The 20,480-nt window shown below is 43.0% G+C and carries 16 protein-coding genes; 7 read left to right on the forward strand and 9 right to left on the reverse strand.

Features of this window, described 5'->3' with window-relative positions; translation table 11 throughout:
• Positions 1-42: 42 nt before the first annotated feature.
• Positions 43-2,037: a transketolase gene (gene tkt / locus ABMY45_RS12300; protein WP_010606002.1), complete on the reverse strand. Its 1,995-nt coding sequence runs from the start codon at positions 2,035-2,037 to the stop codon at positions 43-45.
• A 260-nt stretch (positions 2,038-2,297) separates the two neighbouring features.
• Here tkt and metK point away from each other — a divergent pair, with 260 nt between their 5' ends.
• On the forward strand, positions 2,298-3,449 hold the full coding sequence (gene metK, locus ABMY45_RS12305) for a methionine adenosyltransferase (protein WP_010606001.1): 1,152 nt from the start codon (positions 2,298-2,300) through the stop codon (positions 3,447-3,449).
• A gap of 62 nt (positions 3,450-3,511) precedes the next feature.
• Here the strand turns inward: metK and ABMY45_RS12310 are convergent, their stop codons facing one another.
• Complete coding sequence (locus ABMY45_RS12310; protein WP_174169779.1) at positions 3,512-4,357, reverse strand: HDOD domain-containing protein; 846 nt, start codon at positions 4,355-4,357, stop codon at positions 3,512-3,514.
• A 110-nt stretch (positions 4,358-4,467) separates the two neighbouring features.
• Complete coding sequence (locus ABMY45_RS12315; RefSeq protein ID WP_174169778.1) at positions 4,468-5,988, reverse strand: CYTH domain-containing protein; 1,521 nt, start codon at positions 5,986-5,988, stop codon at positions 4,468-4,470.
• 298 nt (positions 5,989-6,286) lie between these two features.
• Here ABMY45_RS12315 and ABMY45_RS12320 point away from each other — a divergent pair, with 298 nt between their 5' ends.
• Positions 6,287-6,898, forward strand: a complete 612-nt coding sequence (locus ABMY45_RS12320) for a TIGR04211 family SH3 domain-containing protein (RefSeq protein WP_227386883.1) — start codon at positions 6,287-6,289, stop codon at positions 6,896-6,898.
• Positions 6,899-7,047: 149 nt separating this feature from the next.
• On the opposite strand, the gene ABMY45_RS12325 is transcribed toward ABMY45_RS12320, so the two are convergent.
• The 3 genes from ABMY45_RS12325 to ABMY45_RS12335 form a co-directional block, all read right to left on the reverse strand.
• Positions 7,048-7,710: an outer membrane beta-barrel protein gene (locus ABMY45_RS12325; protein ID WP_102057433.1), complete on the reverse strand. Its 663-nt coding sequence runs from the start codon at positions 7,708-7,710 to the stop codon at positions 7,048-7,050.
• 194 nt (positions 7,711-7,904) lie between these two features.
• Positions 7,905-9,344, reverse strand: coding sequence for an alanine/glycine:cation symporter family protein (locus ABMY45_RS12330; RefSeq protein ID WP_349288930.1), 1,440 nt, complete (start codon positions 9,342-9,344; stop codon positions 7,905-7,907).
• 82 nt (positions 9,345-9,426) lie between these two features.
• Positions 9,427-10,338: an arginine deiminase-related protein gene (locus tag ABMY45_RS12335; protein WP_349288931.1), complete on the reverse strand. Its 912-nt coding sequence runs from the start codon at positions 10,336-10,338 to the stop codon at positions 9,427-9,429.
• Between the two features lie 168 nt (positions 10,339-10,506).
• On the opposite strand from ABMY45_RS12335, the gene ABMY45_RS12340 reads away from it, so the two are divergent.
• Positions 10,507-10,938 carry an Lrp/AsnC family transcriptional regulator gene (locus ABMY45_RS12340; RefSeq protein WP_349288932.1) on the forward strand — a complete coding sequence of 144 codons (432 nt, stop codon included), beginning with the start codon at positions 10,507-10,509 and terminating at the stop codon, positions 10,936-10,938.
• A 100-nt stretch (positions 10,939-11,038) separates the two neighbouring features.
• Here ABMY45_RS12340 and ABMY45_RS12345 read toward each other — a convergent pair whose 3' ends face one another.
• Complete coding sequence (locus tag ABMY45_RS12345) at positions 11,039-12,148, reverse strand: mechanosensitive ion channel family protein (protein WP_045962697.1); 1,110 nt, start codon at positions 12,146-12,148, stop codon at positions 11,039-11,041.
• A 134-nt stretch (positions 12,149-12,282) separates the two neighbouring features.
• On the opposite strand from ABMY45_RS12345, the gene ABMY45_RS12350 reads away from it, so the two are divergent.
• On the forward strand, positions 12,283-13,254 hold the full coding sequence (locus ABMY45_RS12350) for a YihY/virulence factor BrkB family protein (protein WP_227386880.1): 972 nt from the start codon (positions 12,283-12,285) through the stop codon (positions 13,252-13,254).
• A 131-nt stretch (positions 13,255-13,385) separates the two neighbouring features.
• On the opposite strand, the gene ABMY45_RS12355 is transcribed toward ABMY45_RS12350, so the two are convergent.
• Positions 13,386-14,792, reverse strand: a complete 1,407-nt coding sequence (locus ABMY45_RS12355) for an alkaline phosphatase PhoX (protein WP_206472150.1) — start codon at positions 14,790-14,792, stop codon at positions 13,386-13,388.
• A 140-nt stretch (positions 14,793-14,932) separates the two neighbouring features.
• Entirely contained in the window at positions 14,933-17,326 is a 2,394-nt protein-coding gene (locus ABMY45_RS12360; RefSeq protein WP_206472148.1) for a TonB-dependent receptor, read from the reverse strand.
• A 66-nt stretch (positions 17,327-17,392) separates the two neighbouring features.
• On the opposite strand from ABMY45_RS12360, the gene ABMY45_RS12365 reads away from it, so the two are divergent.
• From ABMY45_RS12365 to folE2, 3 genes are all read left to right on the forward strand, one after another.
• Complete coding sequence (locus ABMY45_RS12365) at positions 17,393-17,884, forward strand: Fur family transcriptional regulator (RefSeq protein ID WP_227386879.1); 492 nt, start codon at positions 17,393-17,395, stop codon at positions 17,882-17,884.
• Between the two features lie 11 nt (positions 17,885-17,895).
• Positions 17,896-19,230, forward strand: a complete 1,335-nt coding sequence (locus ABMY45_RS12370; protein ID WP_206472146.1) for a dihydroorotase — start codon at positions 17,896-17,898, stop codon at positions 19,228-19,230.
• 285 nt (positions 19,231-19,515) lie between these two features.
• Positions 19,516-20,433 (forward strand): GTP cyclohydrolase FolE2, encoded by a 918-nt coding sequence (gene folE2, locus ABMY45_RS12375; protein WP_349288943.1) that lies wholly within the window; start codon positions 19,516-19,518, stop codon positions 20,431-20,433.
• Positions 20,434-20,480 lie beyond the last annotated feature (47 nt).

A 20,480-nucleotide genomic window follows, 5' to 3' on the forward strand; every position in this document is an offset into this window, starting at 1 on the left:
AAAACCCATGCATGGCATGGGTTTTTTGTTTCTTTTCTTTGATTATGCAAACAATGCGTTTGCCTTCTCAATGATATTTTCTACCGTAAAGCCAAATAGCTTGAATAGCTCATCAGCAGGCGCTGACTCACCAAACGTTGTCATACCAACGATAGCACCATTTAGGCCTACATATTTGTACCAGAAGTCCTCAATACCCGCTTCGATAGCGATGCGACGTGTTACTGAGCTTGGTAGTACGCTTTCTTTATATGCAGGAGATTGCGCATCAAAAATGTCAGTCGAAGGCATAGAAACAACACGTACCTTTTTACCTTCTGCACGAAGCTTATCCGCAGACTCAACCGCAAGTTGCACTTCAGAGCCTGTGGCAATAAGGATGATTTCAGGCTCACCGTCACAAGATAGTACATAACCACCTTGCTTAATTGCTGCAACTTGCTCAGCCGTACGTGGCTGCTGCGCAAGACCTTGACGGGTAAATACAAGTGCAGATGGACCATCAGCGCGTTCAACCGCTTGCTGCCAAGCAACTGCTGACTCAACTTGGTCACATGGACGCCAGCTCGCAAGGTTTGGCGTAGTACGTAAGTTCGCCATTTGTTCTACTGGTTGGTGTGTTGGACCATCTTCACCAAGACCGATTGAATCATGAGTATACACAAAAATACTTCTTTGCTTCATCAATGCAGCCATACGTACCGCATTACGCGCGTATTCCATAAACATTAGGAATGTCGCACCGTAAGGGATAAAGCCTCTGTGCAGTGCAATACCATTCATAATGGCAGACATACCAAACTCACGCACACCGTAGAAGATATAGTTACCCGCGGCATCTTCTGCCGTTAAGCCTTTAGATTGATCCCAAAGTGTTAAGTTAGAACCCGCAAGGTCAGCAGAGCCTCCCATAAACTCAGGTAGAATTGGACCATAAGCATTCAATGCATTTTGTGATGCTTTGCGTGTTGCAGGGTTTGCAGGATTCGCTTGAAGCTCTGCGATATAGGCTTCTGTTTTCTCAGACCAGTTTGCTGGAAGCTCGCCTTTCATGCGACGCTCAAACTCAGCAGCAAGCTCAGGATAATGCATTTGGTATTCAGTGAACTTAATCAGCCAGTCACTTTGTTGATTTTGACCACGTGCTGTTGCGTCCCATTTCGCGTACACATCTTCCGGTACTTCAAATGCGCCGTGCTCCCAACCGAGGAATTCACGTGCTGCTTTGATTTCATCATCACCTAGCGGTGCACCGTGACAATCATGACTACCTGACTTGTTTGGTGAACCATAACCGATAACCGTTTTACAACAGATAAGGGTTGGCTTGTCAGACTCTGCTTGCGCCGCTTCGATTGCGGCTTTAATCGCATCGCTATCGTGGCCATCAACACCGGCGATAACATGCCAGCCATAAGACTCAAAGCGTTTTGGTGTATCGTCGCTAAACCAACCTTCAACTTCACCGTCGATTGAAATACCGTTGTCATCCCAAAATGCAATCAGTTTGCCAAGACCAAGGGTACCCGCAAGTGAACAAGCTTCGTGTGAGATACCTTCCATCAAACAACCATCACCTAAAAAAGCATAGGTATAGTGATTAACGATGTCGTAATCTTCACGGTTAAACTGTGCAGCCAATGCTTTTTCAGCAATCGCCATACCTACCGCATTAGTAATACCCTGGCCTAATGGGCCTGTAGTAGTTTCAATACCCGGCGCATAACCATATTCTGGATGGCCTGGTGTTTTTGAGTGTAGCTGACGGAAGTTTTTGATGTCATCAATTGATAAGTCATAACCCGACAAATGCAACAATGAATAAATTAACATCGAGCCGTGACCGTTTGATAATACAAAGCGATCTCTGTCGAACCACTCAGGATTACTTGGGTTGTGCTTTAAAAAATCGCGCCAAAGTACTTCTGCGATGTCCGCCATGCCCATAGGGGCTCCAGGGTGGCCAGACTTGGCCTTTTGTACAGCGTCCATGGAAAGAACGCGAATTGCATTAGCAAGTTCTTTGCGAGATGGCATGAATTCTCCTACCTTTAAATGTGTTTCGCGGGGGTTTGAGCCCATTCTTACTTATTTATATGGCTAACTGCAACGGCAAAGGCCATAAAAAAACGGGTACAGACGGACTTTTTCCGACCATTAAAAAAGTTTGCACAATTTTGGACGTCTAGGCGTAAAATAACTAGTCAATGCCTAGGTTTTTTGGTTAGAATACGCCCCTTAATTTTTCGCGCTGTTCCTGATGTTTGTGAAGCGCAATATTTGTGAGCATAAATACAATGGCTAAACATTTATTTACTTCTGAATCTGTTTCTGAGGGTCATCCGGATAAAATCGCCGATCAGATCTCTGATGCGGTTCTAGATGCCATCCTTGAGCAAGATCCAAAAGCACGTGTTGCGTGTGAAACTTACGTTAAAACCGGTATGGTTATGGTTGGTGGTGAAATCACGACTAGCGCTTGGGTTGATATCGAGGAATTAACTCGTAAGACCGTGCGTGAAATTGGTTACACACACTCTGACATGGGCTTTGACGCTGATTCATGTGCAATCCTTAACACCATTGGTAAGCAATCACCTGATATCAACCAAGGTGTTGACCGTACTCGTCCAGAAGAGCAAGGTGCTGGTGACCAAGGCCTAATGTTTGGTTACGCGTGTAACGAAACTGACGTACTTATGCCTGCGCCTATCACATACTCACACCGTCTAGTTCAGCGCCAAGCGCAAGTTCGTAAAGACGGCACGCTACCTTGGTTACGTCCAGACGCTAAGTCTCAGGTAACATTCGCGTACGAAAACGGTAAAGCAGTAGGTATCGACGCGGTCGTATTATCTACACAGCACTGTGATTCGGTATCACAAGCTGACCTTGTAGAAGCGGTGATGGAAACTATCATCAAGCCTACACTACCTGCAGAGCTTATCACTGAAGCAACTAAGTTCTTCATCAACCCAACTGGCCGTTTCGTTATCGGTGGTCCTATGGGTGACTGTGGTCTAACTGGTCGTAAAATCATTGTAGATACATACGGCGGTATGGCACGTCACGGTGGTGGTGCATTCTCAGGTAAAGATCCATCAAAAGTTGACCGTTCTGCAGCTTACGCAGCGCGTTACGTTGCAAAGAACATTGTTGCCGCTGGCCTTGCTGACAAGTGTGAGATCCAAGTGTCTTACGCAATCGGTGTTGCTGAGCCTACTTCTATCAGCGTAGAAACTTTCGGTACAGCTAAGCTTGATGAGTCGCGTTTAATCGAACTTATCCGCGAGCACTTCGACTTACGCCCTTACGGTCTAATCACTATGCTAGACCTTGAGCGTCCAATTTATCAGCCTACTGCTGCTTACGGCCACTTTGGTCGTGAAGAGTTCCCTTGGGAAGCAACAGATAAAGCTGACGCACTACGTGCAGCAGCAGGCCTATAACCCCTGCTGTAAAAAGTAAAAAAGGCGCCAAGAGCGCCTTTTTTAATACCACGGATAATCCCCTACCCGATAAATACTTCGTCGACATCATCTTTTAAGTTTTGATACTCATCTTCATGCAGATTAAGCTCAATCATCACCTTGTCTTTAAATAAATACCAATCCGCTGCGCTTCTAAAGTGTTTTGCTTCGAAACAGAGATTTTCAGCCAGTTTAAGTGCCGCAAAGGTTTGCACATGCTGTGCATCTTTTTGCTCTTCAAGATAGCTAACGTCATGGTGGCGCAAAATCATCTGGCATATTTCTTTAGGTAAGTGCCAAGACGTCGCAAGAAAGTAGCCTATCACAGTGTGAGGCACTGGATACTTTTGCTGCTCGTAGTAAATAAGCGTTTGCTCAGGTCGCTCTATAGACTGCTTTATTACCTCAGCGTAGTCAGGATATTTTACGGCCATTGCTGGGATCCCGGCATCATGAAACAGTCCGAGCAGCTGCAAATTCTCCATCGGTAATGATGCCTTCAAATGATGTCCAACCACCATCGCCGCTTTTGAAATATCCGCAGCGTTATCCCAAAACTGCTGCAGTGAGATACAGCACTTTGACTGCTCAAACGCATTTTTAAGCAAATACCCAGTCACTAGCTGCGTAATACAGTTAACGCCCAAAAACATCACTGCTTGTTTTATATCTGTGATTGTACGGGCAAGACCATAAGCGGGTGAATTAATTACCTTTAACACCGCAGCTGACGCACCAACATCTGCCGCAATAATATCCGCCACGGTAAATAACTCAGGCTCCGGTTGTGATAATTCATTTTGTAAGGCTTGTAATATTTCAGGCTTAGCAGGTAAGTTAAATCCGCCGCGCAAATCATTCAGCACTTTATCGTCAATATCGATCATTGGGCTACCTCAGAATTGATACACCCAAGTTTAGTTCATCACCTGATATTTGCAGTATTGATTGTAATGAAGTGGTACAAAAAAGCGGGATAAAACCCCGCTTAATCTGGTTAGAACCAATATGGTTCGCTATGCATGGAAGATTGTCGACTTTGCTCCATAGCACTTATCAAAAAGTCAGATTTTTGCTTAAGCCATGCCTGCACTTCTTGCAGCTCGTCTGCGTTTTGGCTTTGGCAAAGTTGATATAAATACGCCAGTGTTTCTAGCTCATAAATACCATAAACGATATCAATCCAAGGCGTTCTAAACACTTTGCGCGCTTCTTTATCGTAAAGCTTGCCCAGACAGTTACCGCTTAGTAGCGTGTTTTCTAACTTTATTCTCACATGTAAATAATCTCTTTCAGAAAGCGATTTATCCTGTGGAAGCAAGTTTTTCAGCTCTTGCCAGTCTTTATCAAATAATTGGCTTGCGATTTCTGTGACAGGTAGCTCTGCTGCACTCAGTGCTTTTTGATCCCAGTTTTTACGCCACGCTCTATCAACCAGCCAGCGAGTAAGTGAAAGGATCAAACGGTTATAGCGGGTGCAATGAAATAAATCTTCAATGTCCGTCGGTGTCGGCTGAACATCTTGCAAATCGGTAATGACCTGCGCCAACTCGGGAAACTGATTAAGTTTCTTATGATAAGCATGACGCTTTGAGGTATAGGTTTTTAAATGAATTGCATTTTCGACCCAGGCAAGTTCTGACAACAACCATTTTAATTCGTTACGAATACTCTCAGTCGAGCTTTTATCAACGATGTCATCGAACAACCAAAACGCGTGGCGGATAAGCGAGACTCCATCAATAACACGTTTTAATGTCTTGAGACTTGGTTTATTAAAATAACACTGCTCATGCTTCTGGACGAACTGAATACCATAACTGACTGTCGCAATTAGCGCTTGTTCTTGCGTTACCTGAGATTTGAGCGGTACAAACCCTATAAACTTATTTGGTTTTAGAGGCTTATCATCGGCAATTCGATACCCTCTGGCGGCCTTTGAGTATAGTCCCAAACGCATGCCAGCCTGTTTAATTAGGTGATCGGCTAATAAGAAAAGATCTTCTTTGTTTCCCTCAATGAGCTCTATTTCAAGCTCATTGATTGGCTCCATCTTCCCTTGGGCTGCTATTTCCCCTTTATCCAACACGACTTCGATTTTGGTTCCTGAATCCGTTTCGATTAACCAAGTTCGACGAATGAAATTCGTACTGAAGATCGGGAATATGTTTTCTGCGATAGACTCAAGTTGCATGCCGTGAGGCCAAATATTCGCGTCAAACGCTAACAAGTCAGGACGTCCTGATTGAATAGGTAAATTGTACTCAGGTCGTTGATGTAACCCTCCTACAACTTCTCCCGCAAGCTTAATCGTTTGCTCGCATTCATCATTGCAACAACGCGTTCTTAGGCCGATATCTAGCGCACGCAATTCACGATTTGGCGTGTCAAAGTAGGCGTTAGTTAAGTTTTTAGCAGGCTTGTTAGTGACCGTTTTTGCAAACTGTGTGATGAGTGCAGGGATCAGCGGAACTTCATTATCTGAAACCAAAAATTTCAGTTCTATTTCAGTGTCCATTAGGGCAGTGTTTTACCTATTTGTCTAAGGGAGGATCAAAATATACAAAGGAGGCTAAGTTTGCAATCTTTTTATCCGATGAGAAGTGCACCAAATATGCGCTAAATCAATAGATAGTCGGGCTAATTTCGCTGAACGTCAGTGGATTAATAACACCGAATCATTGCGTTAAATGCTGCAATTTTCATTATGTAATCAATTATTTCGCGCCATTCAAAATAAACAAAGCCTTGCTATTAGGCCGCGAAATCCCTACTATTTTGTAAACTTTACGACCCAAAGAATAAAAGGCCCACGCATGTTCAACTTTAAGCAATTTATCATTGCGAGCCTGCTCTTCACCAGCTTTATAAGCTTTGCCGAAGAGCCAGACGAAAATAGCACAGTAAACACGGCAACACCAAACGGCTATATTAGTGACAATCTTTTTATTTTCATGCATACAGGTCCAAGTAAAAATTATCGAATTTTAGGTTCTGTTGATGCTGGTACGCCAATCACTATTTTGAGTGGCGCTAATGACGAGTTTGTCCAAATTAAAGACGACAAAGCAAGAGAAGGTTGGGTAGAAAGTAAATTTGTCACCACGGAGCCAGGTTTAAAGCAACAATTAGAGGCGGTTAACCAAACCTTGGTGGAAACCCAAGAGGCGCTGAACGACGCCCAGCAGCAGCTTCCAATGCTGCAGCAAAACAATACCAATTTGCTAGCTGAAAATGCTTCACTTCAAGACACTATTTCAGGGCTTGAAAAGCAACTACAAGATGAGCGTTTAGCACAGCAGCAAAAAGTCCAAAAAGAGCAACACCAGTTGCTCACTTACGGTGGCATCATCGGGATCAGTGGCATTATTATCGGTGTGATCCTGACGCTATTTTTATCTCGTAGAAAGCGTTACGACGGCTGGTAAGTGGTTATATACCTATTGAGGTTAGATAACTTCGTCACTGACGGTTCATCTAAACTCTATTGTCAAAATTGATGGGGTGAATTGCTCAATTCGCCCCACTCTAAATACAGTTCTGAAAATAACCTTTCTCTACTATGAATATCAGCGTATTAAAAAGCCCAACCAAGTAACATGGATATATCGTGCAAATTATGCTCATATTGAACTACGCCTGTGTAGTCATATTCTTTTGATTCTTTAATATTCAAAAGAGAGTATTCCAAACCAACATAGAGATTATCTGTTAGTCGATACTCAACACCTATCGAGGTATAAATATCATTACCGCTATCACCTGAACTAGTGCTGCCTGTAGGAACCAATTGTGCAGGGATCACATCTTTGTATTGCCAATGTGCCATTCCAACTCTTATATTTGCATTAATATTGGTAGACACCTCAATCTCTCCCTTAATCCCCAACCTCAGAGATTCGGTATCAATAGGAAACCTGACTCGATATGAGTAGTCATATGGGTTTTGATAGATTCCAGAGAGTGTGTTAGAAACGTGAACGGAATATTCAGCTAGTGACTCACCATGAAAATGCTGTGCGATTTCAAGAGCTAAATGATCTGTAAGCCCAACACCGAGCCTCAGCCCCCATGAATCAGAATTAGCGGATGACGCACGCCTATATCCTAAATCAGATTCTTGCTCGGCATAAAATTCATTATTGGCTTTACCAAAAAGTACTTCTGAAAATATGGCAATATCAGCCTTCGCGTACATAGGCAACGATAGTACTGCCAGTCCAAATAATTGTTTTTTCATTATCACATCGGTGTTTAAAGATTAAAAAGGAAGCAATATTTAGTTTGAAATATTGAAGTGAAAAGCGAGCGGAAGTATACACTGAATATAAAAAATTTAAACAAGGTGTATGATTGAAAGTTTGGCGATACTTTTTAACTTAAAAATATCAAAAATAAATAAAGGCCGGAAAATTCGGCCTTTATTTATTCCATCTAAAACGTATTAGGCTGAACTCTTCGCATTAATATTACCCAAATGCCAGACTCAGTAACTCCTTGCACTTTGACCTTATCGACTTCGAATACAGGTTCTTTCCCTTTTGCTCTTTGCAGATGATAATCGGCCGTAACCGCCAAGATAGTGGGTGTAAGGCGCACGATGGCAATAACATTCACCACCGTCATTAAACCCAATGCGATGTCGGCAAGATCCCATACCTGTTTTAGCGTTGCCGAAGCGCCCCACAACATCATAGACAAGTAGCATGCGGTATAAATTGAACGGCCAACTTTATTGTCCAGATGGAATAAGTGTAAGTTACTTTCAGCATAGGCGTAATTAGCCACTACAGAGGTGAAAGCAAACAAAGTGATCGCCGCCGCGACAAAGTACACGCCCCCAGTTGCTAAATGCGCGGTCATCGCAGATTGCGTCAGCCGTATGCCTTCCATCTCACTGCCAATATCTATATCTGCCAATAGAATTATGACAGCAGTACAACTACACAACACGATGGTATCAAAGAATACGCCTAGCATTTGGATATAACCTTGGGTCACGGGGTGATTGGGAATTGGCGACGCACTTGCCGATGCGTGCGGCACACTACCCGCTCCCGCCTCGTTAGAATAGAGCCCACGCTGAATACCATTTTTGATAGCTGCGCCAAGTGCGCCAGCGCCCGCTTCTTGCAAACCAAAAGCTGAAAGCAAAATATCTTTGATCATGGCAGGGACTTGCGAGTAATTAATCACGGTAATAATAATGGCCGCAAGGACAAAGACTAATCCCATTACTGGCACTACCTTTTCAGCAAATCGCGCAATCGCTTTGAAGCCACCAAGAATAATAGAGCCGGCAAGGACTGTGATCACAATACCTGAATATAAGGTTGGAATATCAAACGCATTATTGAGCGCATCGGTGATGGTATTGGTTTGCATCGCGCTAAAGGTAAATCCATATCCCAAAAACAAGCAAAAGGCGAAGCATACTGCAAACGCCCGACTTCCCAATCCCATGTGAATATAATAAGCAGGACCACCTCTAAACTCACCTTGGCTATCTCGCACTTTATAGACTTGCCCAAGTACACTTTCGGCAAAGCCTGTTGCCATCCCCAAAATGGCTATCATCCACATCCAAAATATCGCACCACTGCCACCAAGAGAAATAGCAACCGCAACACCTGCAAGGTTACCGGTTCCAACTCGAGCTGATAGCCCCGTGCATAACGCTTGAAAAGAACTGATGGTATTGTCATCACCCTGACTGCTGCCCCGTAACAGGCTAAACATATGGCGAAACTTTACAATTTGTATCCCTCGCAAAAGAATAGTGAACCAAAACCCTGCAAATAGCAGGATATAAATAAGTATCTGGCCTTCTCCCCATAAAAGCCCATTAATACTCTTAACTGCACTTTCAAACATAGGCGATTCCTGTTTTATTATTATTTGCCGTTTATCTAGGGCCTGTTGACCTTCTTGACGGATAAACAGGCTCTAGTATTATTTAACGGTTATTTAAATGGACTCCAGCAATCATACAACGCACTGAGCCACCTGCGGCTTCAATTGTCGGTATATCAATAGCAACTAGCTTAGCTGACTTTTCAATGACAGCAATTTGCTCAGGCAACAACGCCTGATAAGCCGTTGTGGAAAGCGCAAGTATGTGTCCCATGCTTCCTTGTAGCTCAATCGCGTTGCCGCAAAAATGTTGGATCTGCTGATAAGATAGCGCAATCAGGGTGTGGCCGCTTTGCGTAAAACGGTTAATAAGCTGTGCCCGCTGATATTCTGGCACCATATCTAGGCATATCATGGCGAAATCGGTGGCGACACACATTAAGACATTAGTGTGATAAACAGGCACTTCATTCTTATCATAGGCATTAAATACCTCTGCCTGTAGTCCCAACTGCTCGCAAACTTGATTAACTAACACGGCGTTGGTGCGCTTGGATTCTACCGCATAGGCCACTTTAGCTTGATGATCGATAACCATAGAGCCGGTGCCTTCAAGGAATATTTCTTCAGCAGTTAGGTGACTATAATCGTTGATGTTTGTCACCTGATAGTGAGCACTCAGAAAATCGATAATATCGCGACGGATCTCCAATCGTCGATTCAAGGCGTACATAGGGTAAATCGTCAACTGACCATCGCTATGGGTCGAAAACCAGTTATTTGGAAAGACCGAGTCAGGCGTGTCTGTGGAGGTATCTTCAAATAAGTGTACTTTCACGCCAGCCAATTCTAACGCTTGCACGGCGTTGCTGACCTCAACATAGGCTCTGTTGTTAGGGTTGTTTTCACTGCATGCTTGCTGAAAGGCGTTATCTTGCATGGTTTGCGGGTTCGAAGTGAAATGGTGTGGGCGGATCATCACCACCGCTCGTGGTGCTTGAAATATCGTTGTCATACTGCACTCATTATTTGATTTGGGCGTTGTCTTACACAATATCAGTGTAACCACACCATAAGACGATTTAAATGCCAAAATCTTATACAATTAGTGCAATTTTCTATCACTTTGCTAAGTTGAATTATACAAATAGACTAATCATGACAAAAACCACAAAGCTGTACTATGACTCCTTACTTATATGATGCGCTTGACAAAGCCTTGATTGCTGAATTGCGCAAAGATGGCCGAGCAGCCATTTCAACTTTAGCCACTACGCTCGATGTGTCTCGTGGAACCGTACAAAACCGTTTAGATAGACTCATTTCCAGTGGTGCAATTCTAGGCTTTACGGTGCGGGTTCATGAATATATCGAGTCCGAGCTTGTGCGCGCTATCATGATGATAGAAGTGATCGGTAAATCCACTACTCAAGTGATCAATGCACTGCGTGGGATCCACGAACTCAGTAAAATTCATACCACGAACGGGGCATGGGATTTAATCGCTGAAGTGCAAGCCGCTAACCTCAGTGAATTCGATGGTGTACTGAGGCAAGTTCGAGAGATTGATGGCATTTTAAATAGTGAAACCAGTATTTTGCTATCGAGTACGTAAAGCTCGATAGCGTTGTTTATCTAGATTAGGGTGATGAGTCGACAGTCCGAAATAAACTAAATCAGCCATGACACATTTCAACACTTAACCTAATTTACTGCTAAATTATATTATCCCCTTCTTCTGGGCTTCGAGCGCGCTCTGCTTGCTCTCTGATCTCATCCGCATCGCTACTCACATCGTCAATATCCGCATCTACTGCACTTGCTGTGGTTTTGTTCTTTTGTTTCACAGGCGTTCTGCTACTCGAATTACTGGTCGCTTCTTTGTTTACTCCTTGTGTTTCAGTATTCGCAGCTATGATTATCCGCTCTCTAGCATCATCAGGCATGCTTATACCGTGTTCTGTAAAGCAATTAACGGTTTCTCGCATGAGTTGAGACGCCACTTTGATCGGGCTATGTTGTTCGCTATTGACCCAAAAATAAATGGTAAGATTGATAGTCGCGGAGCCTAAGGCTTCAAGTAGAACCTGAGGTGGCGGGTCGTTTAAAACCGCACTTTGCTCTTTAAGTAAGTCAATTGCAATTTGCTGCGTCAGACGAATATCGTTGTCATAGCCAATACCAATCTTAAAGTGTCCACGTGTTTTGGGGTTGGCAGTAAAGTTTTTAATTACATTCTTGTAGACGGTAGCATTGGGTATTTGAATGTGATTACCATCGTAATCAACTAAGGTGGTTGCGCGGGCGGTGACTTTTTTAACGATCCCCAAACGGTTATCCACTTCAATAACGTCATCAATTCTAAACGGGCGTTGGACACTAATTAGCATACTCGAAATAAAGTTCTCGGCGATATCACGAAACGCAAACCCAAGAATAAGACCGACAAGCCCAGTACCACTCATTACTGCGACGGCAAACTCACTCAACCCGGCCAAGCGCAAAAAGATATAAATACCAAAAAATATGACTAACACACTGATAAAACGGCGAGTGACGAGATGTAATAATCGACTTTTACTGACATAACCTATGGGTTTAATCAAAAGATAAGAGATTGGCCGTGCTAAATAATAACAAAGCACAATAACCACAATTCCCAGCGCCAAAGCAGGTAACAATTGCCATGCGGTTTGTAAAAAGTGCACAACCTGTGCGCTTAAACTTAGCGTATCTGATGTGCTCACGGCCTCAGTCACTTCGCGAGAAGCTGCCGCCTGAATCATATTAGTCATTTGATTTTTAATAAGATTATTGATTTCCATATTGCACTCTTTGGGTTTTTATTCATAAGATCACGAGTTGACTAGTAGCAAATATAACGCCAAACGAGATTGGCAGACCTTTTGCTGTATATCACTTCAGATCAACAGGCCCAGAATTGATTTAGGAAAGACCAATGGCAGCTCATAAACATGGCTTTAATGCAGACAGGCCAAGCGATATTCCAGCACTCGGTTGGTGGGATGTCAGTAAACGGCTATACCACAGCTTATCCCAAGATAATTTATCTCTGGTTGCCGCTGGAGTGGCATTTTATGCCCTGCTGGCAATATTTCCTGCGTTAGCGGCCGTTGTTTCTATCTATGCCTATTTTTCTTCTCCTGCAGAAATGGTTGACCAGCTACTGCCGCTTATTGAACTCTTACCACCATCCAGTCAAGAAATTATGTTGCAACAACTCAAAGCGCTCACTCAAAAATCGCAGGCAAGCCTAAGTTTAGGTGCTATTTTTACCCTCTTTTTAACAATATGGAGTAGCAGTAAAGGCTGCCAAGCGTTGATCACAGCCTGCAACATTACGTATCATGAGCATAATAAAAGGCGGTTTTTACAAGCCCTAGTGGTACGCTTTTTGTTTTCTGTGGGGGCGATTTTCGTCGCGATTGTGGCGTTGTCTATTATCGGAATTTTACCGATTGTGCTTAACCTCGTAGGATTTACCACAGCACTGGACTCTGTAATACAGCTAATTACTTGGTCTATTTTAGCGGTACTATTTCACTTTTCCTTAGCGTTTGTTTATCGTTATGCGCCACATCGCAGAGCCGCAAAATGGCGCTGGATAACACTCGGCTCGTTTACTGCAACCGGTTTATGGATCTTGGCGTCATTGGGGTTTTCATATTATGTCGCGCAGTTCGCTTCTTACAATGAAACTTATGGTTCATTGGGAGGCGTCGTCATTATGATGATGTGGTTATATTTGAGCGCATATATCATTATTTTTGGTGCTGCACTAAATGCCAGTACTGAGCTACAAACTTTAAAAGATAGTACCGTTGGACCAGCAAAAACCAGAGGGCAACGAGGTGCATTTGTGGCTGATAATTTAACGACAAGACAACGTAAAGAAAAGGAGCCTCATTGATAATAGCATCAATATTAATAGCTCACTTTCACGATTTAAATTTTGCTTAGATTACTCAGCAGCAAGTTGAGCTTCGCGACCAAAATACACTTATGAGAACATAAACCAAATAGCGAAAAGGTCAACAAGCCCTAATTCAACAAATTAAAATTAGAGAGGCTATTTATTTTTGCTTGATTAAAGTGCTCCCATGGTCCCACAATCGCCAATGTTGTCGTTGGTGAGTACACATTAACAAATAAAGTCTTGCCGTCTGGTGAAAAACAAGCGCCGGCGAGCTCAGTTTGCTTAGCTAGCCGCGCAAAATTATAGAGTTCTCCCTCTGGTGTTACACCCCTTAGGTAGTTATTTACAACATCGGAATACTGATCCTCACAAACAATTAAATGTCCTTGTGGCGACACGGTAAGATTGTCACCAAAGTTATAGAGAGACTGGCTAGTGCTTTCGACAAATAAAGACAACTTTCCTGGATTGAGGCGTTCTTTTTCTGTTCCCTCAAACTCAGATGGCTGATACTTCATGATTTGCCCTAGCTGCTTTTTTCCGCCATTGGTACAGCAAAAGTACAGCTCTTTTTCACCCCAATGGATCCCTTCACCTCGAGCAAATAGCGCAGCTCCACTTCGATAAGCACGGATCCGTAAATCGTCTTTAGCACTTTGTGGGTCGTCCAAATCTATCCACTCAACAGTAAACTCCTGATGAAGTGGCATCGCTTTTTTATTCCAATTTCGACTATCAAATTGCGGGCTTTCTTTCACTACCATCGCTTGTAATTTCCCTCCTTTGTGGAGCTTTGCCTTTTCGTTTGGAATAAAGCGGTAAAAAACGCTGTCTCCCCTGTCTTCCGTGAGATAAACAATGCCTGTTTTGGGATCAACAGCAGCGGCTTCATGATTAAACCGCCCCATTGCTTTTAGAGGTTGTGGCTTAATTAAACCCTTTGCAGTCGCTGGTACTTCAAAAATATATCCGTGATCTTGTGTAAAACCATCATTTTTAGTTGCAGTTGTTTCTTCACAAGTAAGCCAACTCCCCCAAGGCGTTATTCCACCAGAACAGTTACGAATAGTGCCAACCAAGGATAAATATTCTTGTTCTTTTTGGCGTGTTTTTAGGTTATACACAATATGACTTGTGCCACCAGGAAGCGCGATGCCTGAGCCATTTGTATCAAAAGCAAGCTCACTTTTATGGTGACGAATACTGTCCTCGGCTTTTGCTAAATCTGTTGGTTTCAATTCATGATTGCGGATCAATGCAACCCGTTCTTCATCTAAAGCAATACAACCCATACCATCGGCTTTGTCAGGTACAGTAAAACCATCGGACATTTTATCTCCAAGGCTTGATACTATTTGATAACTGAAACCTTGGGGCAAATCGAGTAAACCATTGGGGTCGGTGATCAACGGTCCATACCCAGCTATCATTGTGTTAAAGTCTAATAGTGACACTCTGCCAAATGCGCTTTTAGAAAGGCCGATAAATGCGAGGGTGCCAGCCCCCCTTAAAAACCTTCGACGTGAAACCATAATTTCTCCTGCTGATCGTAGTCGTGTCAGTAATAATCTCGTGCTACATATAGATAAGATTTATGTTGTTGTAAAACTCAGTTACTTGTGTACCTGTGTGGCTTTAACTAACAGGTACACAATGGTTTAACCTGCTAAAACTAAAAATAGCCGCGAATACCAAGCGCGAAACTGCGTCCCGGCCGAGGGCCTATATCTTTTAAGAATGAACTATGTACTCGTGCTTCTGTATCCGTCAGATTGCTCCCTCTAAGATAAATAGAGAGATCTTGATTTAACACAGAAAGATCATAAGAGATGCTAGCATCAACTAAGGTATATCCGTCGGTCGCGGTTTCTTCTGGTGCAATCCGGTCCTGCTCTTGATATCGAGTAATGTGGATATGTGCACTGAGATTATCCGTCTGATAGCTTAACTGCGACCCAAAGCGCAGAGGTGGTGTACGAGGTAAATCGCCGCCTTCTTCTAATCTGGCGCGCACAAAGTCAGAGAAAACATCAACTTTCAACTCGTCGGTCAATTGCCAAGCAACTTGCGCTTCAAAACCGTGCAAAACCACATCATCTGTCTTGAATAAATAAATAGGTAATTCGGAAGCATGATCGTGCTCATGTTCATGATTGTGGTCGTGACTATCGCCGCTCTCGGCGTACAACCCAGTTTCTATTTGATAGTAGTAGTTATCTACTTGGTTGTAAAAAGCATTAAAAATAAAGCCTATATCGCCTTGGGTTTTTCGCAGTGTAATATCAATATTGTGCGACTTTTCTAGCGCTATGCCTTGCTCATCGAGTTCAAAATGACCGTGCTCATCCATTTTGAACAACGCTCCTACCTCGTAAGTGCCGGTTCCTATGTGAGGACCAAAGGAAAATAACTCCGATGAAGAAGGAGCTCGTTCAGAGTGTGAAACAGATAACCCAAGGTTATAATTTTGCGCAAAGTCCCATACAAGACCCGAAGATAAACTGACAGGGGTAAACTGATGCTCAACCGCATATACCTTTGTTGCTTCTGAATCGTGACCGATGTGGTCATGCATTTCAGTATCATGCGAGTGGGCATCAATACTTGGTAAAGGCACATTACTTGCGGTGATCTCCACTTGCTCAATACGACCACCTAACTGCACTAAAAAATCACCAAACCGCCTTTCCTCCATTACCCCTATCGCAAGTGTTTGGGTATCAGATGGCGGCGTAAACGCCTCACTACCTTGAGCCTCAACATCACTGTGTTTGTAATGTAAGCTTACGCCACCAGTCCAAGCAGACAGAGGCTGATGTAGTAAATCAACTTTTAACTCATTGGTATCATTCTTAAATGTTGTTCCAACCATGCCGTGCTCAACTTCAGCATGTTCATACTCTGTAAAACCAGCACGCACATTCACTTTATCAAGCCAACCTTTGTTAAACTTGTACTCGCTTAATAGTTGCACTTTTGTTTGTGCTAAGTCCGCAAAAACCTGCTCTTCAGCCTCATGATGTGCTTCTCCATCACCATGCGTATGTCCCGGAATGCCGTATTTGCGGTTAAATTTCTCAACAGCCACACCGACATAACCTTGGTCAAATAAGTAACTTGAGCCAACCGTAAAACCATCAGACTCTTCAGCACTATTTGCTACTTTATAGTGATGTTCACCACTGTTATTCCTTTCACTATGCTCATGAATTTCAGCAGGAACAGGTACTTCGTAGTCATTAGATTCTCGCCAGAATGCATCAACATATAAAGCCACAGAACCAATACCCGATGTCGCATTAAACGAGGCTGTATTTTGGTCATCAACAGAGTTACTTTCCAGATTCCATTCTCCGCGAGTTGCATTATCGGTTGGAACTCTTGTATCGACGACATTAACCACTCCCCCAATCGCACCGCTACCATAAAAAAGAGTTGCAGGTCCCCGCAATACCTCAATTTGTTGAGCCGTTGAGGCTTCGGAGGCGACTGAGTGATCAGGACCAACTCTAGATACATCACTGACATCTAATCCATTTTGCGTCACCAACACCCGCGGGCCACTCAAACCTCGAATAATTGGTGTACTCGCTACTTTGGCGTGGAAATTTGTGTTGACGCCAGGCAATTTTTCTAAGCTATCCCCTAGCGTAGCGGTTTGCTGTCGACGCAATGTTTCACCTGACAAAACACTAACTGGAACCGCAGATTCCATCGCCGACATATGTACAGGGGTAGCTACAATATCTATAACTTCTATTGGAGAACGATTTAACATTAGCATTGCGTTTTTAACGCCACCTTGATCCAGAGTGAGCGCCTTATGCAGATGAGCAAAACCAGGTGCTCTTACATGGATTTGTTGATTTCCAAGCCCAACGCCCGAAATTTGAAAATGACCATTGTTATCTGTGACTACGCGAATATCAGTTCCTTCGACCTCAATTGATGCATTTGCAATCCCTTTACCAACTTTATTGACGACTGTACCTTCTATAGACTTTGCTACAAGACTTGGTGGTAACAGTGCAGCAACGAGCAAGGATATTGTTGATAGTTTAGACATAACGACTCCAATAAACGTTATATTGTATCAATTATGATTGATATGTTATATTGTATCAATAGTTGAATGAATTATGTCGTCATTGCCGTGAACAAAACTCAACGAAACTTTATTCTCAAACAGGCTCAAGCAAAATGCCAATCGTTAGGGCTGCGTTTAACTGAAAAACGACAGGGCGTGCTAGAAATATTATTGCAAACAGTCGAGCCGCTATCAGCGTATGAACTTACTGACAAATACAATAAAAGCACCAACTCTCCTATTCTAGCAATGTCCGTGTACCGCATTCTTGAATTCTTAGAATCAGTCAATCTGGCACACCGGATCCATTCTGCAAATAAATATATAGCCTGTAAGAGTCTAGATGGTGCGTGCCATCACCATCTATCCGTGATCTTGGTCTGCAGATCCTGCCATCAAATAGAAGAAATAGATTCTGTTCAAGAGGCTGCTAAGCATCTATTTAAAGCGGTAGAAAGCACTGGATTTTCAGCTGCAAATGCACGCTTAGAGTTGCCTGGCTTATGTAACCTTTGCAAAGCCAAACTTGACAAATAGGTCCCTATAATATGAAAAACACACTGATAAAAAATGCAATTGTGGTCAACGAGAATCAATCACAAGTATGTGATGTACTTATCGTTGAAAACAGAATAAATAAAATTGCAAGCTCAATAACTGCGCAGCCAAATGACTATATTGTGGATGCGACAGGTTATTTTCTACTCCCTGGAATGATAGACGACCAAGTACATTTCCGTGAGCCCGGCTTAACACAGAAGGGTAATATAGCCTCAGAATCCAGAGCTGCTGTGGCAGGTGGTATCACCAGCTATATGGAAATGCCAAACGTAAGCCCTGCGACTACAACCATTGAAGCTCTTGAACAGAAATACGCGATTGCGTCTAGAAGCTCGCTGGCAAACTATGGTTTCTACTTAGGGGCAACCGAAGATAATTTAGAACAAATAAAACGTTTAGATGCGAAGAAGTACTGCGGTGTTAAAGTTTTTATGGGGGCATCAACAGGCGATCTACTCGTTGAGCATCCACAAGCACTCGACGCAATTTTCAGAGAAAGTCCAACCCTAATTGTCACCCATTGTGAAGATGGAAGAGTGATTGAAAAGAACTTATCCATGTGCATAGGACGCAGTGGCAGTTTAACAATTCAAGATCACCCCATCATTCGTGACGCCGAAGCGTGTTATTCATCCTCTTCGTACGCTGTATCTTTAGCGAAACAATATCGTAGCGATTTACATGTACTGCATATCACAACAGAAAAAGAATTGAGCTTATTCCCTTCAGGCGATATTCGCGACAAACATATTACGGCAGAGGCATGTGTTCATCATTTGTGGTTCAGTCAAGAAGATTACGCACTGCAGGGTAACCTAATAAAATGCAATCCAGCGATTAAAGCGAAAAGCGATCGTGATGCTTTGTTAGCAGCAGTGCGAAATAATCAAATAGATATTATTGCTACTGATCACGCGCCTCATACTTGGCAAGAAAAGCAACTCCCCTACCAGCAAGCACCTGCGGGTTTGCCTTTAGTTGAACATGCATTATTAAGCTTGCTCGACCATGTGCATCATCAGCGTTTATCTATAGAGCAGCTCGTTGAGAAAGTTGCACATAATCCAGCGTTAAGGTATCACATTGTAGATAGAGGCTTTATTCGCGAAGGATACTATGCTGACTTAGTGCTCGTGAACCCTCATCACGAAACACCCACTTGCCATCAGAAAACACACTATCACTGTGGCTGGACCCCATTCGACGGTCACCGTTTTTCAGCAAAAGTTTTAAAAACTTGGGTGAATGGCAGTCTCGTTTATGACGGCCAACAACCGCTTAATACACCCACAGCCGCTATGCCACTAATTTTTAATCGCTAGGGCATGTTTACCTTTCAAGTTTGTTTTTGCAGCAGTTTGATTGGTATTTGTACAAGGCAGAGCCTGCGTAGCATAGTTATTCTATGTGAGTCAGGCGATAACACAGTAGAAATGCTAATCAAGCGCTGCCCTTTGGGTTCACCTGAGTGCGCTTTGTTCATTGTTGCTCAACTTTTGCCTAGATTACTAGGCGGCAAGTCGAGCGTCGCGACCAAAACACACTCAGGAGAACAAAAATCAAACAGCAAAGATCAACAGGCCCTAGAAACCTCGTCGGAAATAAATATGACAGTATCTTTACCTGATGTTGCCTCTGGGCAGCTTGCAACAACAGCCTTACCGCTAAAGTGGGTGGGTATGGAAAAAATTGCCATACCTTTAGAAGTGGAAATATCAAGCACCTCTCACCAAAGGGTTAACGCTCTTGCAAATATTTTTGTTAGCCTTGATAAACCTGAGGCAAAAGGGATCCATATGTCCCGGTTATACATTCGCTTGAGAGAGATACTAAGTACGACTCCTTTGAATATTAAAACGATTGAAGCGTTATTAAAGGAGTCCGTTCAATCTCAACAAGGGTTGAGCAAAGCAGCCAAGCTTGAGTTACAGTTTGAATTAACTATAGATAAACCAGCATTGTTGAGCGATCAATTCGGCTATCAAAGTTACCCTATCACGCTTAATTGTGAGTATATAAACTCAGAGCTTAGCTATGAGTTATCACTTACTATTGCCTATTCAAGTACCTGCCCTTGTTCAGCGGCGCTTTCTAGACAAGCATTAAGTGAAGAGATCGAAGAACAGTTTTCCCAAGAGGTGATTTCAAAACACGAACTAATGACGTGGATAACCTCTCTAAAAGGGAGCATTGCCACACCTCATAGCCAGCGCTCTTTCGCTTACGTAACAGTAAAACTAACAGAACGGACGTTGCCACTCATTCCAAACCTTATAAAAGCGCTAGAACAGGCCATTGGCACGCCAGTTCAAACTGCGGTAAAACGTGAAGATGAACAAGCATTTGCGAAGCTAAATGCAGAAAATCTAATGTTTTGTGAAGATGCCGCACGACGAGTCAAACAATTTTTAGAGCAAAACACACAGTTTGTTGATTATTGGTTCAAAATTGAACACCAAGAAAGTTTGCATGCTCACAATGCTGTCGCCATTGATAATAAGTTTCCGGCCCAAAAACTGACTTAAGAAACACTTATCTGCCTAAGATGCAAGAATCATGATACTGCCATTAT

The organism is Pseudoalteromonas sp. XMcav11-Q, assembly GCF_040104525.1.
Lineage (GTDB): Bacteria > Pseudomonadota > Gammaproteobacteria > Enterobacterales > Alteromonadaceae > Pseudoalteromonas.